This window comes from Arthrobacter sp. E44 (assembly GCF_041877125.1).
In the GTDB taxonomy this organism is placed as follows: Bacteria; Actinomycetota; Actinomycetes; order Actinomycetales; family Micrococcaceae; genus Arthrobacter.
Genome location: NZ_JBHDJA010000006.1, coordinates 86,504 through 111,220, shown reverse-complemented (window position 1 = coordinate 111,220; position 24,717 = coordinate 86,504). Strand labels below are relative to the sequence as shown.

Genomic DNA, 24,717 nt, shown 5'->3' with positions numbered 1-24,717 from the left:
CAGACAGCCGGAACGCACGACGCCGGGCGGCAGCTACGCGGCGTTCGTCACCGCTGCCGCGGGCGGGGTTGCGAGGCCGTAACTGGGTTCACGCCTCTTGACCCAGTTGATGGCCAGCGAGGTGACGGGGACGAAAAGGAACTCAACCAAAGTCTTGTAGACGAACCCCACAAGCACGTAATTCACGAAGCTGCCGAAGTCAGTGATGCCGATGACGGACGCGGCGATGCTGCAGAAGATCAGCGTGTCCACGAATTCCCCAGCGCCGGAGGAGCCCATGAGCCTGGCCCACAGGGACTTCTCACCGGTGCGTGCCTTCATGCGCACCAGGATCCAGGAGTTAATGGTCTGCCCGGCCAGGAAGGCGAGCAGCGAGGCGAGGACGATCTGCGGCACAGGGCCCAGGGCGCCTTCCAAGGCGGACTGCTTCGCGGCTCCGTACTCGTCGTCGAAGCCGGGCAGCGCAATTACCACCCAGTAGCAGAGCGAGGCGAAGACGGACATCGCAAAGGTCGTGAGAATGGCCTTGCGGGCCACCTTGAAGCCATAGACCTCACTGATGACGTCGCCCAGGATGTATGCGAGGGGGAAGAGGAAAAAGCCGCCGTCGGTGACAATGGGGCCGAAGGCGACGCCCTTGGATGCTCCTATGTTGGAGAGGATCAACACCACGGCCATGGTCGCCAGCATGATCCCGAAGTAGGGCGAACCGATGGCGGCGAAGCTGGCACCTTGGTGGGCCGGCCGCGGGAGGGCGGCATCGGGCATGGCACTTTGGCCGGGGGAAGAAGACATGACGGTGTCCGTTCGGGAGTGGTTGGCCGGCGCCCAGCAGTGGGCAGCCGGTTGTATTAGCACTCGGGTAATTCTCGCATCGCGTTGGACGGGATCGCTCCTTGGCGCAGGCAGACCAATTCCCGTGAGCGTTTGAACATGTTCAACTGCTTGTGGCACACTATTTTTGAACACGTTCAGGAATTTGGAGGCGCCGGTGGCAGCCAAGGGCGAACACACCAGGCAGCGGGTGGCGGACACCGCACTGCGCATGTTCCGCGAGATCGGCTTCGAGAAGACCACCATGCGGGCCATCGCTGCAGAGGCCGGCGTTTCCGTTGGCAATGCCTACTACTACTTCTCGTCCAAGGATGATCTGGTCCACGAGTTGTACCTCCAAGTGCAGGCCGAACACGCCGCGCGGGCAGCCGAATTGCTGGACGCCGCCGCCGGGTTCGCGGACCGCCTGAAAACCACTCTGCACGCGGGCCTGGACGTCATGGCGCCCTACCATGCTTTCGGCGCGGATTTCGTGGCCACCGCTATCCGGCCCACATCGCCGGTGAATCCCTTCTCGGCGGACTCAACGCCCGCGCGGGAGGCAGCGCTGGATATCTTCAGGCGCACGGTGGACGGGTCCAGCCCCGCCGTACCGAAGAAGCTGCGGGCCGAGCTGCCTGAACTGCTGTGGCTTTGCTACATGGGGATCACCCTCTTTTGGGTCTACGACTCCTCGGAAGGCCAGCGGCGGACCCGGAAGCTGGTGGACGGCGCAGCGCCGCTCATTGCCCGCGGCCTCTCACTGGCCCGCATTCCGGGTGTCAGCAAGGTGCTTGACGACGTCCTCGACCTGAGCCGCAGCATCCGCGACTAGGACAGAAGCGAACATTGGGGGAAGAGATGAACAGTGCAAAGACAGTCGTAGTGGCCGGCGCCTCCGGCTTCATTGGCACCTATCTTTGCAGGCGTTTCCGCGAGGACGGCTGGACGGTGCGGACCATAGGACGCGACGGAGCGGGTGGTTCCACAGCCGCATGGGATGACGACGCCGGCATGGCCCGGGTGCTCAACGGCGCCGACTTGGTGGTGAACCTCGCCGGACGCTCTGTCTCTTGCCGCTACAACCAGCGGAACAAGAAAATCATTCTGGACTCGCGGGTGGCCACCACCCGGGCACTGGGGCGGGCCTTCTCGCAATGCCAGGTCCCGCCGCCCACCTGGCTGAATGCCAGCACCGGCACCATCTACCGGGATGCCCGCGACCGTCCCCAGTCCGAGGCCGACGGCGACCTTGGTTCCGGCTTCTCCGTGGACGTCGCAAGGGCCTGGGAAGCGGCCCTCACCGCAGCGGACACCCCGAAGACGCGGAAGATCCCGCTGCGGATCGCCATCGTGCTGGGCCGCGGCGGCGGTGCACTGAGGCCGTTCGCCACCCTCGCGCGACTGGGCCTGGGCGGGCATATGGGCGACGGCCGGCAGAAGTTCAGCTGGGTCCACGTGGAGGACCTGTACCGCAGCATCCTCTTCCTGCACGCACGGACCGACATCACCGGGCCCGTCAATGTGGCCTCACCGGACGTCGTCACCAACCAGGAAATGATGCGCCTGGTGCGCCGGGCCTATGGCGCACGGTTCGGGCTGCCCACCCCTGCCTGGCTCCTCCGGGCGGGCGCCGTCCTGATTTACACGGAGACCGAACTGGTCCTGAAAAGCCGCTGGGTCCAGCCGCAGAAACTTCTTGACGCCGGATTTGCCTACAGCCAGCCGGAGCTGGGCAGGGCGCTCTTGCAGATCGCCAAGGGGACAGCCTGACGGTCAAATAATGAACCGCTTGGACCGCTGAACACTCGCTTATCACAGCCGCTGTACGCCCCTACATGGATAGCGTCCGACGCCGGGTGGCAGGATGGGGGCATGACTTCCGTATCCCCTGACGCAACGCTGTCCGCGGACGCCCCCGCCGTCGTCCTCACCATCGCAGGCTCCGAGGCCACCGGCGGCGCCGGTGCCCAGGCTGACCTGAAGACCTTCCAGGAGCTGGGTGTCTTCGGCATCGCCAACCTCACCTGCATCGTGTCCTTCGACCCGAAGGACAGCTGGAACCACCGCTTCGTGCCGGTGGACCAGCAGGTGATTGCCGACCAGCTGGAGGCGACGACGGCGGCCTACGGTCCGGCGTCGGGCGCCCCTTCGGCTTTGGACACGGTGAAGATCGGCATGCTGGGCAGCCCGGCCACCATCAGCACGGTGGCCAATGCGCTGCAGGAGAACAGCTTCGCCAATGTTGTCCTGGACCCGGTGCTGATCTGCAAGGGCCAGGAACCCGGCCACGCGCTGGACACGGACCAGGCCCTGAAAGCGCAGATCCTGCCGCTTGCCACCTTCGTCACGCCCAACCACTTCGAGGCGGAATCGCTCTCCGGCCTGGAGATCACCGACGTTGAATCCCTCAAGGCCGCTGCCGTCCGCATCCACGAGCTCAGCGGAGCGGCCGTGCTGGCCAAGGGCGGGGTGCGGCTGGAAGGCCCGGACGCCGTGGACGTGTTCTACGACGGCGAAACCCTCGAAGTCCTCAGCGCGCCGAAGGTGGGCGAGGTGGCCGTGTCCGGCGCCGGTTGCTCGCTGGCCGCCGCCGTCACGGCCGAGCTTGCCAAGGGCGCCAGCCCGCTGGCGGCAGCCCGGACCGCCAAGGACTTTGTGACCACCGGCATCCGCAACCGGGTTGCCTCCGGCGCCCCCTTCGATGCCCTGTGGCAGGGCGGCGCCCGCTAGCTCCACAGAACGCGCCATCAGCTTTCGCACGAACACCCGGAACGCCCCTGCAATCAGTGCAGGGGCGTTCCGGCTTTAAGGGCGCTGTGTGATGGCGCGTGTGGAAAGGAGGTTACCGACGCGGGATGTTCCGGAGGTTGCTGCGGGCCATGCTGACGGCCTCTCCCGCGCCACGGTTGAGGACCACCTTCGACATGGCGGTGGCGAACCCGATCACCTGCGATCCGGAGATCTTCGGCGGAATGGACAGCGCGTTGGGGTCGGTGATGAGCTCCACCAGCGACGGGCCGGGGTGCGCAAACGCCTCCCGATAGGCCGCCTCGATCTGGCCCGGATCGGTAACCCGCACGGCGTGGAAACCCAGCGCCTGTGCCACGGCCGCATAGTTGGCGTCCGGCACGTCCACGCCAAAGTCGGGCAGCCCGTCCACCAGCATCTCCAGTTTCACCATGCCCAGGGTGGAGTTGTTGAACACCACCACATTGACCGGCAGCTTGTAGGCGGCGGCGGTGATGAGCTCGCCCAGCAGCATGGACAAGCCTCCGTCGCCGGACACCGAAATGACCTGGCGCCCCGGGTACGCCAGCTGCGCGCCGATCGCGTGCGGAAGGGCGTTGGCCATGGAGCCGTGCAGGAAGGAACCTATCAGCCGTCGGGTGCCCAGCGGGTTGATGTAGCGTGCGGTCCAGACGTTGCACATGCCGGTGTCCGCGGTGAAGATGGCATCCTCGGCGGCCACCTGGTCCAACAGCGACGCCGCGTACTCGGGATGGATGGGCTGCTTCTTCTCCACCTTGCGCGTGTAGGCGCCCACGGCCTTGTTCATCAGCCGGTCATGCTTCTTGAGCATCTGGTCAAGGAACCGGCGGCTCTTCTTGGCCTTCACCAGCGGGATCAGCGCGCGAAGCGTGGGGAGCACGTCGCCGTGCACGGCAATATCGACGTCGGTCCGCCGGCCCAGCCGCTGCGCCGCCCGGTCCACCTGTGCGGTGCGGGTGTCCGGCAGGAACTGGTCGTACGGGAAGTCCGTGCCCAGGAGGATCAGCAGGTCTGCGTCCTCGATGCCCTCTGCCGCCGCCCCGTAGCCAAGGAGGCCCGTCATGCCGATGTCGAACGGATTGTCGTACTGGACAAAATCCTTGCCGCGCAGCGAGTGCCCCACCGGTGCTTTGGCCAGCTCGGCGAGCGCCATCAGCTCACTGTGCGCGCCCTCCACGCCCGCCCCGGCAAAGATGGCCACCTTGCCGGCGTCGTTGATGGCGTCCGCGAGCGCCTGCACGCTGGCGGGGTCCGGGACCAGGGTTGCCGGCCGGAAGGTGGCCGGCGCGGGAGTGGGGCCTACTGCTTCGAGGCCGGCGATGTCACCGGGAAGGGTCACGACGGCGACTCCGCCCAGACCCAGCGCGTGCTGGATGGCGCTGTGCATCACGCGCGGCGCCTGCTCGGCAGTGCTGACCAGTTCGGAGTAGACCGAGCACTCGTTAAAAAGCCGGTCCGGGTGGGTCTCCTGGAAGAAGCTGCTGCCGATCTGCTTGCTGGGGATGTGCGAGGCGATGGCCAGCACGGGGGCACCGGAACGGTTGGCGTCGTAGAGGCCATTGATCAGGTGCAGGTTTCCGGGGCCGCAGGAACCCGCACACACGGCCAGCCTGCCGGTGAGCTGTGCTTCGGCGGCAGCGGCGAGGGCGGCGGCCTCCTCATGCCGGACGTGGATCCAGTCGATGCCGCCCTTCGCGGAGCCTCCCGTCTGGCGGACGGCGTCCACGATCGGGTTGAGGCTGTCACCCACGATCCCGTAAATCCGCTGCACACCGGCAGCCTGCAGTTGTTCGATGAGTTGGGTGGCAAGTTCCTTGGCCATGGGTGCAGACTCCCGCGATTGTGGTGGTGTTCTGACATGGCCCAATATAGTCCGCCCACCTCAGCGGGCACTTCGGAACAGGTATTCAGCAGCAGCCGCAAGCCGAAACAAAAAGGAGGCGTACGACGGCGGCCGGGCAGCCGCCGTCGTACGCCTCCTTGGGAGACGGGCACCCTTGGGTGCCTTCCGGACTAAACGCCGAGGGCGTCCTTGTCCTTGCCGCCTCGGGGTGCCTGTTCCCAGGCGTGGCCCTGCTCGTCGTCCAGGTGCGTTGTCTTCTTGTTCTTCAGCGCGAAGATGTAAACCACCAGCGAGATGGCGATGGCCACCGTGACGTAGGTGAAGAACAGGTCCTCCCGCTCCGCCTTCTGGAAGGCCGCGCCGATCAGCGGCACGGTGCCGCCGAACAGCGAGTTGGCGATCGCGTAGCCCAGGCCCACGCCCAGGGCGCGGATGGAGGCCGGGAAGAGCTCCGCCTTCACCAGGGCGTTGATGGAGGTGTAGCCGCCCACGATCACCAGGCCGCCCATCATGAGCAGGAACGCGGTGAACGGATCCTTGGTGCCGGCCAGGGTGGACAGCAGCGGCCACGTGAACAGCACGCCGGTGATGCCGAACCAAAGCAGCAGGGGCTTGCGGCCCACCTTGTCCGAGATGATGCCGTAGACGGGCTGCAGCAGCATGAAGATGAAGAGGGCCCAGAAGTTGATCACGGAGGTGTCGGTCTTGGCGATGCCGGACGTATCGTTCATGAACTTCAGGATGAAGTTGGTGTAGGTGTAGAACGCCACGGTGCCGCCCAGGGTGATGCCGATGCAGACCAGCAGCGGCTTCCAGTAGCCGGTGAAAAGCAGCTTCATGGTGCCCGGCTGCGCCTGGCCCGGCTTCGCGGGGGCCTTGGCGGCGTTGATCTGTTCGGCGGAAACCGTCTCTTCCATGGAGCGGCGCAGCCACAGCACGACGAGGGCCGCGACGCCGCCGATGGCGAACGGAATGCGCCAGCCCCACTCGTTCAGGTCGCCCTTGGGCATGACGTTCTGCAGGATTACCAGGACCAGCAGGGCCAGCATCTGGCCGCCCACCAGCGTGACGTACTGGAAGCTGGAGAAGAACCCGCGGCGCTTGGTGGTGGCAGCCTCGGACATGTAGGTGGCGCTGGTGCCGTACTCACCGCCCACGGAGAAGCCCTGGATCACACGGATGATCACCAGCAGGATCATGGCCCACAGGCCGATGACGTCCTGGGTGGGCAGCACGGCGATGGCGAAGGAGCCTGCGGACATCAGGGTGACACTGAGCGTCAGTGCAGCCTTCCGGCCGTGGCGGTCCGCGTACCGCCCGAAGAACCAGGCGCCGATGGGCCGCATGAGGAACGACGTCGAGAAGACGGCCATCGCTTCGAGGCCCGCCTGGAGTTCATCCTTGGAATTGAAGAAGTGCGCTTGGAAGTAGGCTGCGAAGACCGTGTAGACGTAGAGGTCGTACCATTCCACAAGGTTGCCGGCGGACCCCTTCAGGATGTTGCCCACGGCCCGCCGGGTCTGGGCGGCCTCCGATACGGGCGCGGTTTGTTGGGTGCTCATCGGTGAGTTCCTCCTTGTGGTGACGTGCGTCCTCCAACGCCGGAGGGCCTCATCAACGGTATGGGTGATCCACCGCACAGCCAACGTGGCAGGGCATTTCCTAACACTTCCTTAGGTTTTGCCTGGCCCGCCTTCCCGCCCTGCCTGCCGGCCGCCGTCGGGCATAACCGTTCCTTAGGCGGTAATCTCCAAAGGCGGGGGATGAACCGGACACTGCACAAACAGCAAGGAAAATGGCTATGGACGTGCTGATCGTCGAGGACGACGACGCCATGGCCGGCGCCCTTACCGCCGCCGTCGAAAGCGCCGGGCACCACCCGCAGCGGCTCGCCCGGGGCGCGGACGCACTGCTGTCGCACCGGAACTTCCAGGTGATTCTCCTGGACCTGGGGCTGCCGGACATGGACGGACTGGAGGTCCTGCGCAAGCTCCGGCAGGTCACCGACGTCCCCATCCTGATCCTGACTGCCCGCGACGACGAACGCAGCGTGGTGCTCGGGCTCCGTTCCGGCGCGGACGACTATCTGGTCAAGCCGGTCAAGCTGGTGGAACTGCTGGCCCGGATCGAGGCGGTGACACGGCGGGCGGGGCGCGCGGGTGGCACCCCGCAGGAAGACATCATCGTGCTGGACGACCTCGCCATCGACTTCAACCGGCGCGCGGCTTCCAAGGGCGGGCTGCCCCTGCCCCTCACCGCCACGGAATTCGAACTCCTGGCCCTGCTGGCACGGCACGCCGGTTCGGTGGTCACCCGCGAACAAATCCTGGACGCACTGTGGGGCGATGCCTTCCTGGCATCATCCCGTTCCCTGGACGTCCACCTCACAGGGCTGCGGGCCAAACTGCAGAAGCCCGGCTTCATCATCAACGTTCGCGGCGTGGGCTACCGGGTAGAGGCGGCCGGCGCATGAGGCTGCGGGTCCTGGGTGTGCTCAGCGTGCTCTGCCTGGTGGTGGTCTTCCTCATTTCGGGCACCATCCTCACGTCGGCATCCCGTGAGTTGACCCAGGAGCTGCAGATCAACCGGGCGGCCTCGCTGAACCGGCTGGCGCAGGTGGCCTTCGATGCGGCGGGCGACGGAGACACTGTGCGGCTGCAGCGGGAAATGGACACGTACTCCGGGCTTTACGGCGAGGGCATTGTGGTCCGGGTGCAGGCGGCGACCCTGGCCTCCGGGGGCCTGTCCGCCGACCGGGCGGACGTGCAGAACGCCTTGTCCCTTGCCCGGCTGAACGTGAGCGGCACGTCCCTGGAACCGCTTGAACCCTTCGCCTCCGGCTCCCGCGTCATCTTCCGGTCCTTCGGCAGTGCCAGCCAAGTCCTGGGCGCCGTGGTCCTGGACGTCCATGCGGACACGGCACAGCAGAAGCTTCGTGAGCGCTGGCTTGGGGTGGGCGTCGCCGCAGTAGCGCTGGCCACCATTCTCCTGGTGGGGGCTGCCCGGGTCACCGGCTGGGTCCTGCGGCCAGTCCTCCGCCTGGATTCGGCAGTGCATGAGCTGGAGCGGACCGGGCGCATGGAACGCCTCCCGGAGGACGGGCCACCGGAGCTGCGGGAATTGAGCCGTTCCTTCACCGCGATGGCCAGGACCGTGAGCGCCAGCATGGCGGCGCAGCGCCAGCTGATCGCGGATACCTCGCACCAGCTCCGGAATCCGGTGGGGGCGCTCCGGCTGCGGCTGGACCTGCTGCAGCTCGAGCTCAAGACGGCCCGCGAACACGATGCTGCCGAGCGTGCCGTGGCGGAGCTGGACCGGGTGGAGGAGATCCTGGACGGGGTCCTGAAGCTTGCGGCCGCGGAGCACCGGGCGTCCGAAGGGTACCTCCGGGCTGCCGGTAGTACGCCGCAGCATCCGCCTGCCCAGCCGGTGGATCCATATCCCGTGCTTCAGGGGGAGATCGAGCGGGCAGCGCCGCTGGCGGAACAGGCAGGCTCCACGTTGGCCCTTTCCGACCCGCCGCAGCCGCCGGTGCTGGTTGCCTGCCATCCGGCGGAGCTGGCCCAGATGGCAGGCGAGCTGCTCAACAACGCCATCAAGTACGCGCCCGGCGCGACGGTTACGGGGGCCGTCCGGCGGGAACAGGACGTGGTGGTTGTGGAAATTTCCGACGACGGTCCGGGGCTTTCCGCCGCAGAGCGCGCCTCTGCTGCCATTCGGTTCTGGCGGTCCCCGCGGCACTCTTCCGTTCCGGGGACGGGGCTGGGCATGACGATCGTGGGCGAGCTTGCCGCAGCCAACGGCGGACGGCTGGTCCTGGCCGAAGGCACTCCGCAGGGGTTGTCAGCGCGGATCGAATTTCCCGTGCTACCGGCTGGGCGGGTGGACCCTTCGTCCGAAGGAAGTGGTACGCGTGCCTGACCCTGGTGCTTCTGGTTCCCCGGGCAAGGCTGGCTCCCCCGGCTTCCCTGGCCCCTTCCCGCCCCGACGGTCCGTGCTGAAGTCAGCCCTCGCCGTCGGACTCGGAGCGTTGCTGCCGCCCTCCCTCGTTGCCTGTACCGGCGGGGACCGGCCCGAGACCCTGGTGGTGGCCGGCGGCGAACCGGGCGGGTTCTACCTGGAGTTCTCAACGTTGCTGGCCGCCGCGCTGGAGCGCCACGGCGTTGCCGCGCACGCGCGGGCGGTGGCCACGGGCGGAAGCCTGGACAATATCGCCGAACTGCAGGCCGGGCGGGCCGCCTTTGCCGTAGCCCTGGCCGACGCCGCCGTCCAGCCGGGCGCTGGAGCGGAGATCGCCGCCATTGGGAAGGTGTACGAAAACTACGTCCACTGCGTGGTGCGGAAGGACAGCGGCATCCGGGACATCTCCGGGTTGGCAGGACGCCGGGTTGCGGTTGGCCAGCCGGGATCGGGCACGTCCCTGACCACTCCCCGGCTGCTCCAGGCAGCAGGCCTGGGCACCTCGGCGGATGCCGCTGCGCCCGCTGCCGGGACTACCGCCGTCGAGAACCTTGGCCTCAATGACGGGATCGCCGCCCTTAAAGCTGGAACGGTTGATGCCCTGTTCTGGTCCGGCGGGGTTCCCACGGCTGCCATCGCGACGGCCCAGCAGGAGGTGGCACTTGGACTGCTGGACTTGTCGGGTCTGCTGCCGGAACTGCGCCGACGATATGGCGGCATGTACGACCGCGTCCTGATCCCGGAAGGCAGCTATCCCGGTGTTCCGGCAGTGTGGACGGTGGGAGCACCCAACTTGCTCCTGTGCCGCCGGGACCTGGACAACGCCACCGTGGAGCGGACGGTGCAGCTGCTGGTGCACAACGCCGGGGAGCTGATTCCGCAGTCAACCCTGGGCGTTCAGTTCCTTAGCGCGGAGAGCCTCATCAACACCGCCGGCGTCCCCCTGCACCCCGCCGCCGCGGACGCGTACCGGACGCTGCACGGCTGACAACGCGCGGCTATACCTCATGGTCCACGTGGTCCCGGACCAGGGCGGTTCTTACCAGCAGGCAGGATGCACGGATGTGCATGAAACGGAACGACCTGCGATCCCAGACAACGGTCGCCGAAGAAAGGCTGCGGGAGAAAACGGGGCGGTGTCGCGCGGAGAAAGACCTGTGACTGGTGTGATTATTGATGATTCCAGAAGGCGCGTCGCTTCCTCTGCCCGGTACAGGTTCACACCCGGCCCACAGCAAAAAACCATGTCCGGTTGGGGACCAAAGCGAGTGGAACTGCACGTCGTTGCAAAATAACTAAGCAGCCTTGCTTGTGCAAAAATGCCCCACCTACGATCAGACGCATTCCCTGACGACGGCGGGTTACACCCGCAATTGACGTTGCGGCAGGAGCGCACGGCACTGCAGCCGTTGCGCCGTGAACCGCGTCGGGCAGAGCTGCCCGATGCCGATAAGGAGCGAACCTATGAGAAGCCGATATCCAGCGTCCGCGCTGCTGACCCTGTCTCTGGTTCTGGCCGGCGTCAGTATGTCAGCCATTCCAGCGACAGGAGCAGCTCCACTCAAGCCGTCACAGGCCGCGGCGGAGGGCACAACACCCATTCCAGCCATAGAAGGTCCCCTGGCTACCACGCCCGGATCACACCCTTTCGGCGCTGCTGATCACCAGGAGGTTCCGCAGGACCTCGGGAAGCTCGGCTATGTGGAGGAGGAATACCTGGCCAGCGGCACCTCTAACGTCTACACCTGGCCCGCGGCAGGCCCGGCCCAGGTTCGGACTCCAGCGGCGCCGTACACCACCCGGGTGCTGGTGCGTAAGCCGGCTTCAGGCCAAAAGTTCAGTGGCAACGTCATTGTTGAGATGCTCAACCCCAGCAACCTTTTTGACCTGAACATTGGCTGGGCCATGGCGCACGAGCAGATCGTGAAGAACGGTGACGCTTGGGTGGGTATTACCGCCAAACCGATCGCTGTCCAGGCACTGAAGAACTTTGATCCGCAACGGTACGCCGCTTTGTCCTTCGCGAACCCGCTTCCGCTGGACGACCCGGCCAACTGCACCGCCGTCGCAGCGGATTCGGCCAGGACCACCGAGAACGGCCTCATCTGGGACATCTACTCACAAGTCGGGGCCTGGCTCAAGAGCGACAGCGCAACAAATCCCCTGAGCTACGGGTCCCCGGCCAGCCGGGTAGAGAAAGCGTACGGCTTCGGCTACTCCCAGACCGGAGGATTCCTGGTCAACTACATCAATGGAATCCACCCACTCGTGGTCCAGTCTGATGGCAAGCCTGTGTACGACGCCTATATCGTCGCAGTCGCCGGCGGCGCCTTCGCCGGTGCCTACCCTATGAACCAGTGTGAGCCGGCGCCTCCAGCCGAGGACGCGCGCCGCCAATTCAAGGACGTTGGCGTCCCCATCATGCGGATCATGTCCCAATCGGACTACCTCCGTGGCATCGGATCACGCCGTGCCGACAGTGATGTACCGGGTGACCAGTACCGGCACTACGAGATGGCCGGGGCCGGCCATGCAACACCGGACGAATTGACCTTCTCGGCGTCTTCCGCCGATATTCTCGCGGCGGGTCGGGCTGTTCCTCCGATGGCCTGCAACGAAGGACCACGCAGCAGGTTCCCCAGCGCCATCTTCTTCAACGCCGCCCTCCGGAACATGGATCTGTGGGTACGGGACGGCATCGCCCCTCCGCGAGCTGAACCCATCCTGGTCCGCGACGGTGCACCGGTGCTGGACGAGTTTGGCAATGTGCAAGGCGGGCTCCGTTCGCCCTTCCTCGACGTCCCGACGAGCACCTGGTACGGCACAGCGACAGGGGCATCTTTCTGCTTCATTGCCGGCTATGAAAAACCGCTGCCCCAGGGAGTAGTCGACGGCCTGTACCCGAACCACGGTGCCTACGTTTCGGCCGTGAAGGACAGCGTGCAGGCACTGAAGCGGCAAGCATTCCTCACGGACTACGACGCCACGGATCTGCTGAAGCAGGCGGCTCAGAGCGACGTCCCCTAAGAACCTTGCAGTAACCACCACCTCGCAAACAATCGACTGAAACGCTGGGCCGTTCTGGAGTTCCTCGACGGCCCAGCGTTTCAGTTTTTTTGGGGAGGACTGACGAGTTCCCAAGAAGTTGGAGCCCGCTGTCCGCGGACCTCAACTCCCCGAGTGGGCCTGCAGGAAGCTGTACACCTCGGTCTCGTCCACGCCGGGAAAGGCTCCGGGAGGCATCGCAGCCAGCAGATGCGAGTGGGCACGTGCCGACGGCCAGGCGTTGCCTGCCCACTGGTTGGTCAGTTCGGCCGGCGGCCGCTTGCAGCAGGTGGGGTCGGGGCAGTTGGAGGTGGCGCGGGCGCTGGTTTCGCGGCCACGGAACCACTTCACGTGCTGGTACGGCACCCCGATGCTGAGCGAGAATTCACCGCTGGGGGAACGCTCAGTGCGCGCGGTGCACCAGTAGGTCCCGGACGGCGTATCGGTGTACTGGCTGTAGGCACTGAACTTGTCCGGCACATCGAAGACTGCCCGTGACGTCCAGGCCTTGCACGACGGCTGCCCCTCGATGGCGCCGGTGTGGTCCTGGGGGAAGTTCACACCGTCATTCTCGTAGGCCTTGTAGATGATGCCGCTTTGGTGTGTCTTCTGGAAGTGCGTGGTGATGCCCAGGTGCTTCGTGGCCAGGTTGGTGAAGCGGTGCGCCGCGGTCTCGTAGGAAACGGCGAAGGCATCCCGGATGTCTTCCACCGCGATTTCCTTGGCCGCCTTGGCTTTCTGCAGAAATTCGACGGTGGCCTGCTCGGGCAGCAATAGTGCGGCGGCGAAATAGTTGGTGGCCACCCGCTGCGCAAGGAAGTCGCCGTAGTTCTTGGGCGTCTCGTGGCCCAGGACGTAGTGCCCCAGCGCCTGCAGCAACACCGAGCGGGGGTCATGGTCCTGCCGCTGGCTCTGCGTCAGGTAAATTTTGCGGTTCTTCAAATCCGTCACTGAACGGGTGGAATGCGGCAGATCCCCCACGTGGTGCAGGGTGAAACCGAGGTGCGCGGCGATATCCGCAATGACGTGCTGGCTCAGCGGACCGGTGGTGTAGCCCACCTCCTTGAGGACCTTTTGTGCCTCGGCCTCGTACTCAGGAAAGTAGTTGCCCCGTTCCCGCATCATCGCCCGCAGCTCACCATTGGCGCGGCGTGCCTCCTCGGGGGTGGCCACCTGCTCATTCATCTTGCGTTCCAGCTCATGCAGCAGCCCCACTTGGGCCTCCAGGACATCCAGCGGCAGCCGCGAGCTGATGCGGATCTTGGGCAGGTCCAGGGACTCGTACAGCGGCCCCCGCTGGTACCGTTCCAGCTCGATCTCAAGGGCGGCCCGGCGGCTGGGTGGCTCAGCGCCGAGCAGCTGGTCGATGGTGACGTTCAGCGCTGCAGCAAGGTGCTGGAGCAGCGTCAGCTTGGGCTCACGCTTGCCGTTTTCAATCAGGCTTAGCTGGCTGGGCGCGGTGCCGACGGCGGCGCTCAGGTCATCGAGCGTGAGCCCGGCTTGTTTGCGCAGATGGCGGACCCGGCGGCCCAGGGCGATAACGTCCAGTTCCGCTGCGGCGGTGGACGGAGGCTGGGAAACGTCCCTGTTCCAACTTGAAGGCGACATTTCTGAAGAATACGTGAAGAAGTGCATTTCTTTCCACCACTTTCATCTAGAAAGGGGGTTGAAAGTGCTGAAAAGTAGTTGTCACGGAAAGAAACACCGCGCCGGATAAGCCGGTGGGAGCCTCAACGACGCGGCTACCACCTACTCCATCCGGAGCTCAATCAAGGAGATCAACGATGACTGCAGCATTTGAGCCCACCCAGCAGACGCCCGAAGAGCAGGCCGCCGCCCTGGAGCTCGAGTGGGCCGCCAACCCCCGCTGGGAAGGTGTGACCCGGGACTACTCAGCTTCCGACGTCGTCCGCCTCCGCGGCCGCGTCTCCGAAGAGCACACCCTGGCCCGGCGGGGTTCGGAGAAGCTGTGGAAGCAGCTCACCGAAGAGCAGAAGACCGGCGGCTACACCAACGCCCTGGGCGCCCTCACCGGCAACCAGGCCGTGCAGCAGGTCAAGGCCGGCCTCCGCGCCATCTACCTCTCCGGCTGGCAGGTTGCAGCGGACGCCAACAACTCGGGCCACACCTACCCGGACCAGTCCCTCTACCCGGCCAACTCGGTCCCCACCGTGGTCCGTCGCATCAACAACGCTCTGCTCCGTGCCGACCAGATCGAGTTCTCCGAGGGCATCCAGACCGTTGAGGACTGGCTGGTCCCGATCGTTGCAGACGCCGAGGCCGGCTTCGGCGGCCCGCTGAACGCGTACGAGCTCATGAAGTCCATGATCCAGGCCGGCGCCTCAGGTGTTCACTGGGAAGACCAGCTGGCATCCGAAAAGAAGTGCGGCCACTTGGGCGGCAAGGTGCTCATCCCCATCCAGCAACACGTGCGCACCCTGAACGCCGCCCGCCTGGCAGCTGACGTCGCCGGCACCCCCACCGTCGTCATCGCCCGCACCGACGCCGAGGCAGCCACCCTCATCACCTCCGACGTCGACGAGCGGGACCAGGAATTCATCACCGGCGAGCGCACCGCGGAGGGCTTCTACAAGGTCCGCAATGGCATCGAACCCTGCATCGCCCGTGCCAAGGCCTACGCCCCGTACTCCGACCTCATCTGGATGGAAACGGGCACCCCGGACCTGGAACTGGCCCGCAAGTTCGCCGAATCGGTCAAGGCCGAGTTCCCGGACCAGATGCTTTCCTACAACTGCTCGCCGTCCTTCAACTGGCGCAAGCACCTGGACGACGACACCATCGCCAAGTTCCAGCGCGAGCTCGGCGCCATGGGCTTCACGTTCCAGTTCATCACCCTGGCCGGCTTCCACGCCCTGAACTACTCGATGTTCGACCTCGCCCACGGCTACGCCCGGGAAGGCATGAGCGCCTACGTCGAACTCCAGGAAAAGGAATTCGCCTCCGAGTCCCGCGGCTACACCGCAACCAAGCACCAGCGCGAAGTCGGCACCGGCTACTTCGACAGCATCTCCACGGCGCTCAACCCGAACGCCTCCACCCTCGCATTGGTCGGATCGACCGAAGAGGGCCAGTTCCACTAATTTTCGCCCAAGGTGAGCCATTCGCCTCGCTCACCGAAGAGGCACGACGGCGGCACGCGCCTGAGCGTGACGTCGCCTGGCCGGGATGGGGAATCCGGAAGCGTGCGTAAAGGGGCCCTGTCCCCGGCGTCGACCGAGCTTTGCGAGGTCTTACGCCGGGGACAGGGATAGCACGCGGAGGATTTCCGATCCCGGCCCACCCAGGTAAGTCCCGCCGTCGAACTTCCCTTTTGTCTTTAAGGAGACTGAGATGAACAGCTTCACCGATAGCTTCACGATCAATGGCATTACCCTGACCGCGCAGCCGATTTGCCGGCAGGACGAAGTACTTACCCCGGACGCTCTGACGTTCATCGCGAAGCTGCACCGGGCCACTGCCAGCCGCCGGCAGGAGCTGCTGCAGGCACGGCGCACGCGGCGGGCTGACATCGCTGCCGGCGCCGATCCGCGGTTCCTCCGGGAGACCGAGCACATCCGGAATGACCCGTCCTGGCGGGTCGCTCCCCCGGCACCTGGCCTCGAGGACCGCCGGGTGGAAATCACGGGCCCTGTGGACAAGAAGATGACCATCAACGCCCTGAACTCCGGCGCCAAGGTGTGGCTCGCGGACATGGAGGACTCCTCCACCCCGACATGGCGCAACGTCATCAAGGGCCAGCTGAACCTCACCGATGCGCTGGAGCGCCGGATCGACTTCACCAGCGAAGAGGGCAAGGAATACAAGCTCCGCCCGGCGGGCGACCTGCCCACCATCGTGGTCCGGCCCCGCGGCTGGCACCTGCCGGAGAAGCACATGCTGATCGACGGCCAGCCGGTCACCGGCGGCATCGTGGACTTCGGCCTGTTCTTCTTCCACAACGCACGCCGCCTCCTGGCCCAGGGCAAGGGCCCGTACTTCTACCTGCCCAAGATCGAGAACCACCTCGAAGCCCGGCTGTGGAACGACATCTTCATCCTGGCCCAGGACTTGCTCGGCATCCCGCAGGGCACCATCCGGGCAACGGTGCTGATCGAAACCATCACCGCCGCGTTCGAAATGGAGGAGATCCTCTACGAGCTGCGCGACCACGCCGCGGGCCTGAACGCCGGCCGCTGGGACTACATCTTCTCCATCATCAAGAACTTCCGCACCCGCGGCCCCCGCTTCGTGATGCCGGACCGCAGCCAGGTGACCATGACGGCCCCCTTCATGCGCGCCTACACCGAACAGCTGGTCCGGGCCTGCCACAAGCGCGGCGCCATGGCCATCGGCGGTATGGCTGCAGCCGTGCCCAACCGCAAGGACCCCGAAGCCAACGCCAACGCCCTCGAAAAGGTCCGCGCTGACAAGACCCGCGAGGCCAATGATGGCTTCGACGGCTCCTGGGTGGCCCACCCGGACCTGGTGCCCATCTGCCGGGAGGTGTTCGACGGCGTCCTCGGCGACCGCCCCAACCAGCTCGGCAAGCTCCGCGAGGACGTCACCCCTGACGACCGTGCCCTCATCGATATTGCTTCCCTGCACGGCACCATCACCGAACAGGGCATCCGGAACAACATCGAAGTGGGGATCCGCTACATCGAGTCCTGGCTGCGCGGCAACGGCGCGGTGGCCATCCACAACCTCATGGAAGACGCCGCCACCGCCGAGATCTCCCGGTCCCAGCTGTGGCAGTGGATCTATGCCCGGGCCATCACGGACCACGGCGAGATCGTCAGCCACGAGTGGGTGGAGGAACTCCTGGACGAGGAATTCGCCCGGCTGGAACGCTTCGACGGCGACCGGTTCGAGGACGCCCGCGACATCTTCGAGGAGGTCACCCTGGCCACCGAGTTCCCGTCCTTCCTCACGCTTCCCGCCTATGCCCGCTACCTGACCGAGGCCCGCGAGAAGGCAACGGTTGAGGAGCTGGCTGCGGCCTGACACTCAAGAAACTTCCGTTTGCCGGGCCGGCACGCCCTTCGCAACAGGCCCCCCGAAATCCGGGGCGCCGGTCCGGCAACGGAGCACCACAGTCACCTCCGCGAGATGGCGTTTAACGGCAATGTTCCAAGGAAACATTGCGCTCAAATGGCATCTCGCGTGAAGTGTTTAAAGAAGAAGCCCGACGGCGACACCTCGCCTTAGCGGCCCTTAGGCACCTTCCGCACAGAGAGGGTGGTGCTGACGAAGAAGGTCAGCACCGAAACCAGGATGACCAGCAACGCGGGGGTCCACGACTTCGCGCTGTCGTGCACGAAGCCCACCAGCGGCGGGGCCACCGCTCCGAGGCAGTAGCCCAGGCCCTGGACGGTGGCGGACATCCGCCCGGCGGAGGCTTGATCGCGGGCCAGCTTGATGATGGCGATGAAGATCAGCGTGATGCCGCCGCCCTGGGCGATGCCGCCGGACGTTGACCACAGCCACCACAACTGCGGCGCGAGAAGCAGCCCCACCGGAACGGGAAGCCACAAGGCACCCAGGGTGACCGCCACCGCCGTCGTGCTCATATATTTGGCTGCAAATGGCACGCCGAGCCCGCCCACTATGGCGAGGATCTGGAAGATCGAGGAGGCGGCTCCGGCCTCTGCGGCGCTCATGCCCAGCTCGTCGTGCAGGTAGCTGGGCAGCCACGCCGTGACTCCGTAGTAGGAGAACGCCTGGCCACCGAACCCGGCCGTAAGCCCGAACGTGATCCAGCCGGAACCCCCCACCCTCGCGAGTGGCGCGTCCCCGCCATCCTCAGCCTCAGCCAGGAATGCCGTCCGCGGTCCCACCGCCAGGACCCACACCACCACGGCGGCGACGGCCAGGACGGCAACACTGGCCAAGGCAACTCTCCACCCCGTCGCGGCCGCAAGCGGAGCCATGATGACCGAGGTCAGGAAGGACCCGATGTTCAGCGCGGCGGTGTAGATTCCCATGGCCGTCCCCTGCCGCCGCGGAGCGAAATCGCGGCGGATGATCAGCGGCACCGCGATGTTGCCCACCGTGATGGCCACGCCAAGGACCACCGTGCCGGCCACCACCAGCACCGGGCCCCCGGCGGAGCGCACCAGCACGCCGGCCAGGACTCCCAGGATGGTCAGCGTAACGGCGAACTCGGCACCGAATTTCCGGGCCGCAAGGGACGCCAAGGGAGCCGCGAGCGAGAAGCAGAGGACGGGGATGCTGGTCAGCAGCCCCAGCATGACCGGCGAAAAATGCAGTTCCGCCTGCATGAGGTCCACCAGGGGTGCGACGGCGACGAAAGGGCCGCGGAGGTTCAGCGCAAGCAGGCCGATGCAGGCCAGCAGGACCCAGCTTTTCGGAATGCGGGACAGGACGCGGCCGCTCACAGGGACAAAATCGGGAATGGGCGAGGATTCATCACTCCCATTGCTATCATGCCCGGCGTTGCTGGAGTTTTAGGCGCCCTCCCGGCCGGCGCTGCCATACGATGAACGTGACCCAAGGACGCAGCAAACTGGGAAGGACACCCATGACGCACCGCTTGGCCATCCTCGACGACTACCAGGACGTAGCCCACGGCTTCGCCGACTTCGCGGCCTTGGAGGCGGAGGGGGTCACCGTGACCTCCTACCGCGAGCCTTTCGCTTCCCGGGACGCCCTGGTTTCGGCGCTGGCGGACACCACCATGGTGATTGCGATGCGTGAGCGGACGGCGTTCCCGCGCGAGGTGTTTGAGAAGCTTCCAGGGCTTGAGCTGCTGGTCACCACCGGAATGGCGAACGCCGCCATCGACGTGGCAGCCGCGGCCGAGCACGGAGTAACGGTGTGCGGCACGCCCGGTTCGCCCACGGCAGCGCCGGAACTGACCTGGGCCCTGCTGCTGGCCATCGCCCGGCACCTTCCAGCGGAGGAGAACTCCCTCCGGGCCGGAACGTGGCAGTCGACTGTTGGTGTGGAGCTGGCCGGAAAGACGCTGGGGATCGTGGGGCTGGGCAAGATCGGACGGCGGGTGGCCACCTACGGGCAGGCCTTCGGCATGGATGTGGTGGCGTGGAGCCAGAATCTCACTGCGGACGCGGCCAAGGAGGCCGGTGCCCGGCTGGTGTCCAAGGAGGAGCTCTTCACGGTTGCCGACGTGGCCACCCTCCACCTGCGGCTCTCCCCACGCTCGGAGAACACGGTGGGCGAGGCAGAGCTGCGGCTGCTGGGGCCTGACGGCATCCTGGTGAACACCGCCCGCGGGCCGCTCGTGGATCAGGAGTCGCTGATCAAAGCGCTGAATGAGGGGTGGATCCGGGGCGCCGCCTTGGACGTCTTCGACCAGGAACCACTGCAGGTCGGGCACCCGCTCCTGGCTGCGCCCAACACCGTGCTCTCCCCCCACCTGGGCTACGTCACCCAGGAAAGCTACCGGCAGTTTTACGGCGGCGCCCTTGAGGACATCACCGCCTGGCTGGCCGGCTCCCCCATCCGAACCATCACCGCCTGACCCGGAAGAACAGCATGACCCACACCATCCGCAGGGCAACAGCGGACGACGCCGGCGCGTTGGCTGCGCTGGCGGCCGTCACCTTTCCGCTGGCCTGCCCGCCGTCGTCGTCACCTGCCGACATTGCCGCCCACCTGGCCAACACGCTGAGCGAGGAACACTTCAAGGGGTACCTTGCGGACCTGGACACCACCGTCCTGGTCGTCGATGCCGACGGCCAGCTCAATGGCTACAGCCTGCTGGTGGACCGGCCCGCAACGGATCCCGATGTGGCCTCTGTCCTGACCCTGCTGCCGTCCGTGGAAATCAGCAAGTGCTACGTCCACCCGGACTACCACGGCCTGGGCGCGGCCGCCGAACTCATGCACGCCAGCCTCCAGGCCGCTGCAGCATGCGGCGGTTCCGGAGCCTGGTTGGGCGTGAACAGCCAGAACGCCCGAGCCATCCGGTTCTACGAAAAATCCGGTTTCCGCAAGGTGGGCACCAAGTCGTTCCGGCTGGGCAGCACTGTTGAACATGACTTTGTGCTGGAGCGCTCCCTGCCCTGACCTTGGTTCAACTGCCCGGCTGGTTCTGCCCCTGGCGCACGGAACTGCCGGCAAAACCGTTAGGCGGGTAGGCCAGCGGCGGGCGGGGCTCGGTCAGGAGTCTGAGTCCCGGCGGAAGCCCATCGATACTGCCCTTGGTTCCGGCGGCGCTGATGGTCACCCGGCTGGAGTCCAGCATGACGTTTTCGGCCCGGAACGATCCCACGACTTCGGGCAGGATGGGTGCCAGGTGCACCACGTCGCGGGTGAAGACGGGGTCGAACCGGAGCAGGATCCGGGCGAGCTGGACGGGCGCAGCGGCCGCCCAGGCCTGCGGGGAGCATGCTGTGGGATAGGGCACCGGGCTGGGGAATTCCCCGCGGTCGAAGCCGCAGAACAGTTCCGGCAGCCGACCGTCGAAGTGCGCAGCGGCGTCGAAGATCCCCAGGGCTACCCGCTTGGCCTCGTCCACGAACCCGTACCGCATCAGGCCGGTGGCCACCAGCGCCGTATCATGCGGCCAGACCGAGCCGTTGTGGTAGCTGACGGGGTTGTAGGCGCCCATGTCCGAGGCCAGGGTGCGGATCCCCCAGCCGGTGAACATCTGCGGGGACATCAGGTGCTCCATCACGGACTCGGCTTTGTCCTGGTCCACGATGCCGGTCCAGAGGCAGTGTCCGATGTTGGACGTCAGGGCGTCGACCGGCCGCTTGTCCTTGTCCAGCGCCACGGCGAAGTAGCCCTTATCCGGCAGCCAGAACTTCTTGTTGAACTCCTCCTTGAATGCCGCGGCCTTATCGGCCCAGTGCAGTTCCAGGGCCGGGTCACCGCTCCAATGGGCCAGCAGTGACCTGCCCAGGTAGGCCGAGTACACGTATGCCTGGACCTCACACAGGGCGATCGGCGCTTCAGCGATGGTGCCATCGGCGAAGTTGATGCCGTCCCAGGAGTCCTTCCAGCCCTGGTTGACCAGGCCGTGGTCGTTGGCGCGGAGGTATTCGACGAACCCATCGCCGTCCCGGTCGCCGTATTTTTCGATCCAGTCCAGCGCACGGTCGGCATGTGCCAGCAGTGGCTGGATCTTGTCCCGGGAGAGTCCCCAACGGCTCAGCTCGCCGAGGACAGCCACGAAGAGTGGCGTTGCATCTGCCGTCCCGTAATAGGCCGTGCCGCCGAGCGAAAGACCTGCTGTCACGCCGAGCCGGACCTCGTGCGGGATCCGCCCGGGTTCCTCCTCCGAGTCCGGGTCCACCTTCTTTCCCTGGATCCCGGCAAGGGTCTGCAGCGTGCCCAGGGCGAGGTTTGGGTTGACCATGAGGCTCATGTAGGAGGTCAGCAGCGAGTCCCGCCCAAACAGGGCCATGAACCACGGCGCACCGGCAGCAACCGCTGCCCGCTCCGGATGGTGGGCGTCGAAGATGCGCAGGGCACCAAGATCACTCTGGCTCCGGTTGAGCAGGTTTTGGAGGCTGGCGTCCTCGATGCTGATCCTGGGGAGGGCTTCCTCCCAGGCCAGGTGCCGGCGCACACCCTCGCGGTGGTGCGGCAGTTGTCCTTCCTTGAATGGCTCTTCCGGCGCTTCACCGTTCACCAGCGGCACCACAATCACACTGGTGGCCCATTTTCCCCGGGCGGGGACGGTCACCCGGAAGCGCAGGCCCTCGGTGGTAACCTCCGCGTCCCGGGCCCCGATCGCAGAGCCGCGCTGCTGGCCATGGCGCGCCGCCTCGATGACAAGCCTGCCCCCCGAAACGGTCCGGGTGGTGTCATCCGCCCCCGTGGTTCGTCCACCTTTTACGTCGAACAGGTCGGCCTGGTCAGCATCGACAAGGAGCTCGATGTCGCATTCCACGGGCTCGGCGGCATAATTTTCCAGCGTGATGTCGTCCTGCAGACCCGGGCCGATGTGCCGCACCTGCCGGACAACCAGTGGACTGTCGAATTTTCCGCCGGGCCACTTCGCCCGCCCTACGAAGGTGGCCTGGAAGGGGTGGGGCCGTTGGGCTGAAAGCGGTTCGCGCAGCGAGCCGTTGACGCGCAGTATCCAGCGGGACACGATGCGGGTGTCCTGGTAGAACGCTCCGTTCGTGCCGGCGTCGGGGCTGATGTCGCCGCTGGCTGCGGAGATACAGAACGAAGATCCTTCCAGGACCGTAACCGCGCCTGAATCGGACCCGGTCGCCTCTATGTCTTCGTTCCAAGCGGTCATGGAAAGACTCCCTTCTGAAGGGGAAGCTGCCCCGGGGATCGGAAAAGCAGTTCTGCCCCTATCGATTCTGGTGCAAGCGGGTACCGTGTGGAACCCCTGGTGGCATGCGTCCCTCAATCAGGTCACCGAAGAGTTCCAGGTGTTGGGCCACCATCCGTTGGGCACTGAATTTGTCCTCAACGGATTTGCGGCAACCAGCCCGGTCCAGGGCGGCAGCAGCGGGAATGAAGCCTGCCAGTTCCTCTGTCGTTCCGAGGAACCCGGTGCGCCCGTGCTTCACGATTTCCGGGGCGGAGCCGATGTACGTCCCCACCACGGGCGTACCGGTGGCCAGGGCTTCGATCATCACCAGCCCGAAAGGTTCGGCCCACTGGATGGGGTTCAGGAAGGCTGCTGCCTCCCCCATCAGCCGGTATTTGGCGGCGTCGTCCACCTCGCCCACGAAGTCCTCGTTGGGACCCAGCATTGGTTCAATAACTTCCCGGAAGTAGCGGATTTCGTCCGGCTCCCGCATTTTGACCGCGATCTTCAGGTGCATCCCGGCCTGCCGGGCGATGGTGATGGCCTCAACAAGGCCCTTGTCCGGGCACGAGCGGCCCAGGAAGCACAGGTAGCCGCCGCTTCCGGACCCAACCGGTACGGCCGAAAGGTCCATGCCATGATGGATCACGCGGGTCACGGGAACCGTGGGTGCGTGTGATGCCTGGTCCCTTGAAATGGCAATGACAGCGCCCTTCCGGGCAACGGCGCGATAGATGTCTGCCGCCTGCTCGTGGATGGGCCCGTGGATAGTGGTCGCCACCGGCACCCCTGCCGGCCGGTGCAGGTAGAGGGGCCCAATGAAGGTGTGGTCGTGGATGACGTCCACGTCCTGCAGCCCCTCATAGGCCCTGATTACATGGCTCAACTCCGACATGGTGGTACCCAGTCCGCCGTAGTATGCCGGACGCATTCCGGGAACGAGCGGCACGGGACACGCGCTCTCCGTCGGCGCCGCCAGTAACACCTCATGACCTGCGGCCATGAAGCCGCGGGCAAGGGTGTCAACTACTCTTTCAGTGCCCCCGTACATTACGGGGGGAACGGGAATCCAAGGTCCCGAAACCAGTCCAATCCGCATTCCTGGCCTCCCAGGTGATACAGGCCGGGCTCCCCAGCTGGCCGGGCGAAACTTCCACCGGGACAATTTCGTATTCCGCGGTGCTTTCCACTTCGAAAGGGCCCGCTGCTCGACGCCTCTGCTCCGACTATCTACCCAGCAGCGGCTCCAAGACAAGACCCAGTGTGCTGAATGTCATACCGCCGCCCCGGAATGGCGCCCGCGGTACGCGGGTTGTGAGAAACATGAAGATTGAGATCTGGTCGGACGTCGCGTGCCCGTGGTGCTTTATCGGCAAGCGACGGTTCGAAGCTGCCCTGGCTGCATTTCCCCACCGCGACGCCGTTGACGTGGTGTGGCGGAGCTACCAGCTGGATCCCACGCTGCCGGAACACTACGACGGCACCGAACTGGAGTACCTGAGCAGCCGCAAGGGCATGCCGGCCCAGCAGGTCTCCCAAATGTTCGAGCACGTGGCCCAGCAGGCAAAGGGCGAAGGCCTGTACTACCGGTTCGACAAGGTGGTGGTGGCCAACAGCTTCACCGCCCACCGCCTGATCCACCTGGCCGCGGCACACGGCAAGCAGGATGCGGCGAAGGAACGCCTGCTCAGCGATCACTTCGAGCACGGCAAGGACATCGGCAGCCGGGAGTATCTGACCGCCCTCGGCAGGGACCTGGGCTTGCCGGCTCCCGAGGTGGATGAGCTGTTCACCACGGACAAGTACTCGGACGAGGTCCGGTTCGATTTCCAGGAGGCCCGTGGCCTGGGCATCAGCGGGGTCCCGTTCTTCGTAATCGACCGCAAGTTCGGGTTGTCCGGAGCCCAGCCCACGGAGACGTTCACCGCCGCCCTGAACCAGGCATGGCAGGAAGCGAATCCTCTGGTCCTGGTCAATTCCACGGAAGCTGAAGCCTGCGGTCCGGACGGCTGCGCCGTCTAGCGCA

The 24,717-nt window shown here is 65.8% G+C and carries 19 protein-coding genes; 12 read left to right on the top strand and 7 right to left on the bottom strand.

Annotated elements, in window-relative coordinates:
* Positions 1 to 33: 33 nt before the first annotated feature.
* The gene (locus ACETK3_RS07565; RefSeq protein ID WP_373462153.1) at positions 34 to 768 is read right to left on the bottom strand and encodes a queuosine precursor transporter; all 735 of its coding nucleotides are present in this window, start codon (positions 766 to 768) and stop codon (positions 34 to 36) included.
* A 223-nt stretch (positions 769 to 991) separates the two neighbouring features.
* On the opposite strand from ACETK3_RS07565, the gene ACETK3_RS07560 reads away from it, so the two are divergent.
* The 3 genes from ACETK3_RS07560 (at position 992) to ACETK3_RS07550 (ending at position 3,546) form a co-directional block, all read left to right on the top strand.
* Positions 992 to 1,648 (top strand): TetR/AcrR family transcriptional regulator, encoded by a 657-nt coding sequence (locus tag ACETK3_RS07560; RefSeq protein ID WP_237429780.1) that lies wholly within the window; start codon positions 992 to 994, stop codon positions 1,646 to 1,648.
* A gap of 26 nt (positions 1,649 to 1,674) precedes the next feature.
* Positions 1,675 to 2,586, top strand: coding sequence for a TIGR01777 family oxidoreductase (locus ACETK3_RS07555; RefSeq protein ID WP_237429779.1), 912 nt, complete (start codon positions 1,675 to 1,677; stop codon positions 2,584 to 2,586).
* 102 nt (positions 2,587 to 2,688) lie between these two features.
* Positions 2,689 to 3,546 (top strand): hydroxymethylpyrimidine/phosphomethylpyrimidine kinase, encoded by an 858-nt coding sequence (locus tag ACETK3_RS07550; protein ID WP_237429778.1) that lies wholly within the window; start codon positions 2,689 to 2,691, stop codon positions 3,544 to 3,546.
* A gap of 112 nt (positions 3,547 to 3,658) precedes the next feature.
* On the opposite strand, the gene ACETK3_RS07545 is transcribed toward ACETK3_RS07550, so the two are convergent.
* Both ACETK3_RS07545 and ACETK3_RS07540 read right to left on the bottom strand, forming a co-directional pair.
* Positions 3,659 to 5,407, bottom strand: a complete 1,749-nt coding sequence (locus tag ACETK3_RS07545) for a pyruvate dehydrogenase (protein ID WP_236821189.1) — start codon at positions 5,405 to 5,407, stop codon at positions 3,659 to 3,661.
* Positions 5,408 to 5,598: 191 nt separating this feature from the next.
* The gene (locus ACETK3_RS07540) at positions 5,599 to 7,068 is read right to left on the bottom strand and encodes an MFS transporter (RefSeq protein WP_373462146.1); all 1,470 of its coding nucleotides are present in this window, start codon (positions 7,066 to 7,068) and stop codon (positions 5,599 to 5,601) included.
* A gap of 161 nt (positions 7,069 to 7,229) precedes the next feature.
* On the opposite strand from ACETK3_RS07540, the gene ACETK3_RS07535 reads away from it, so the two are divergent.
* From ACETK3_RS07535 to ACETK3_RS07520, 4 genes are all read left to right on the top strand, one after another.
* On the top strand, positions 7,230 to 7,901 hold the full coding sequence (locus ACETK3_RS07535; RefSeq protein WP_237429776.1) for a response regulator transcription factor: 672 nt from the start codon (positions 7,230 to 7,232) through the stop codon (positions 7,899 to 7,901).
* A complete protein-coding gene (locus tag ACETK3_RS07530) occupies positions 7,898 to 9,349 on the top strand; it encodes a HAMP domain-containing sensor histidine kinase (protein ID WP_237429775.1) in 1,452 nt (483 codons plus the stop codon). Before ACETK3_RS07535 ends, ACETK3_RS07530 begins: the two co-directional genes overlap by 4 nt.
* A 73-nt stretch (positions 9,350 to 9,422) precedes the next feature.
* Positions 9,423 to 10,376: a TAXI family TRAP transporter solute-binding subunit gene (locus ACETK3_RS07525; RefSeq protein WP_237430464.1), complete on the top strand. Its 954-nt coding sequence runs from the start codon at positions 9,423 to 9,425 to the stop codon at positions 10,374 to 10,376.
* Between the two features lie 476 nt (positions 10,377 to 10,852).
* Positions 10,853 to 12,415: an alpha/beta hydrolase domain-containing protein gene (locus tag ACETK3_RS07520; protein WP_237429774.1), complete on the top strand. Its 1,563-nt coding sequence runs from the start codon at positions 10,853 to 10,855 to the stop codon at positions 12,413 to 12,415.
* A gap of 141 nt (positions 12,416 to 12,556) precedes the next feature.
* Here ACETK3_RS07520 and ACETK3_RS07515 read toward each other — a convergent pair whose 3' ends face one another.
* Positions 12,557 to 14,068: a helix-turn-helix transcriptional regulator gene (locus ACETK3_RS07515; protein ID WP_236800970.1), complete on the bottom strand. Its 1,512-nt coding sequence runs from the start codon at positions 14,066 to 14,068 to the stop codon at positions 12,557 to 12,559.
* Between the two features lie 149 nt (positions 14,069 to 14,217).
* Between ACETK3_RS07515 and aceA the strand changes: the two genes are divergently transcribed.
* Both aceA and aceB read left to right on the top strand, forming a co-directional pair.
* Complete coding sequence (gene aceA / locus ACETK3_RS07510; protein ID WP_237429773.1) at positions 14,218 to 15,534, top strand: isocitrate lyase; 1,317 nt, start codon at positions 14,218 to 14,220, stop codon at positions 15,532 to 15,534.
* Between the two features lie 250 nt (positions 15,535 to 15,784).
* Positions 15,785 to 17,437 carry a malate synthase A gene (gene aceB, locus ACETK3_RS07505; RefSeq protein WP_237429772.1) on the top strand — a complete coding sequence of 551 codons (1,653 nt, stop codon included), beginning with the start codon at positions 15,785 to 15,787 and terminating at the stop codon, positions 17,435 to 17,437.
* Between the two features lie 200 nt (positions 17,438 to 17,637).
* On the opposite strand, the gene ACETK3_RS07500 is transcribed toward aceB, so the two are convergent.
* Complete coding sequence (locus tag ACETK3_RS07500) at positions 17,638 to 18,831, bottom strand: CynX/NimT family MFS transporter (RefSeq protein WP_236800966.1); 1,194 nt, start codon at positions 18,829 to 18,831, stop codon at positions 17,638 to 17,640.
* 143 nt (positions 18,832 to 18,974) lie between these two features.
* Between ACETK3_RS07500 and ACETK3_RS07495 the strand changes: the two genes are divergently transcribed.
* Together ACETK3_RS07495 and ACETK3_RS07490 are read left to right on the top strand one after the other, a co-directional pair.
* Entirely contained in the window at positions 18,975 to 19,934 is a 960-nt protein-coding gene (locus tag ACETK3_RS07495) for a D-2-hydroxyacid dehydrogenase family protein (RefSeq protein ID WP_237429771.1), read from the top strand.
* A gap of 14 nt (positions 19,935 to 19,948) precedes the next feature.
* A complete protein-coding gene (locus tag ACETK3_RS07490; protein WP_237429770.1) occupies positions 19,949 to 20,482 on the top strand; it encodes a GNAT family N-acetyltransferase in 534 nt (177 codons plus the stop codon).
* A gap of 7 nt (positions 20,483 to 20,489) precedes the next feature.
* Here ACETK3_RS07490 and ACETK3_RS07485 read toward each other — a convergent pair whose 3' ends face one another.
* Entirely contained in the window at positions 20,490 to 22,670 is a 2,181-nt protein-coding gene (locus ACETK3_RS07485; RefSeq protein WP_237429769.1) for a glycogen debranching N-terminal domain-containing protein, read from the bottom strand.
* A gap of 58 nt (positions 22,671 to 22,728) precedes the next feature.
* Complete coding sequence (locus ACETK3_RS07480) at positions 22,729 to 23,790, bottom strand: glycosyltransferase family 4 protein (protein ID WP_237429768.1); 1,062 nt, start codon at positions 23,788 to 23,790, stop codon at positions 22,729 to 22,731.
* Positions 23,791 to 24,014: 224 nt separating this feature from the next.
* Between ACETK3_RS07480 and ACETK3_RS07475 the strand changes: the two genes are divergently transcribed.
* Positions 24,015 to 24,713 carry a DsbA family oxidoreductase gene (locus tag ACETK3_RS07475; protein ID WP_236800960.1) on the top strand — a complete coding sequence of 233 codons (699 nt, stop codon included), beginning with the start codon at positions 24,015 to 24,017 and terminating at the stop codon, positions 24,711 to 24,713.
* The last annotated feature ends 4 nt before the right edge of the window (positions 24,714 to 24,717 follow it).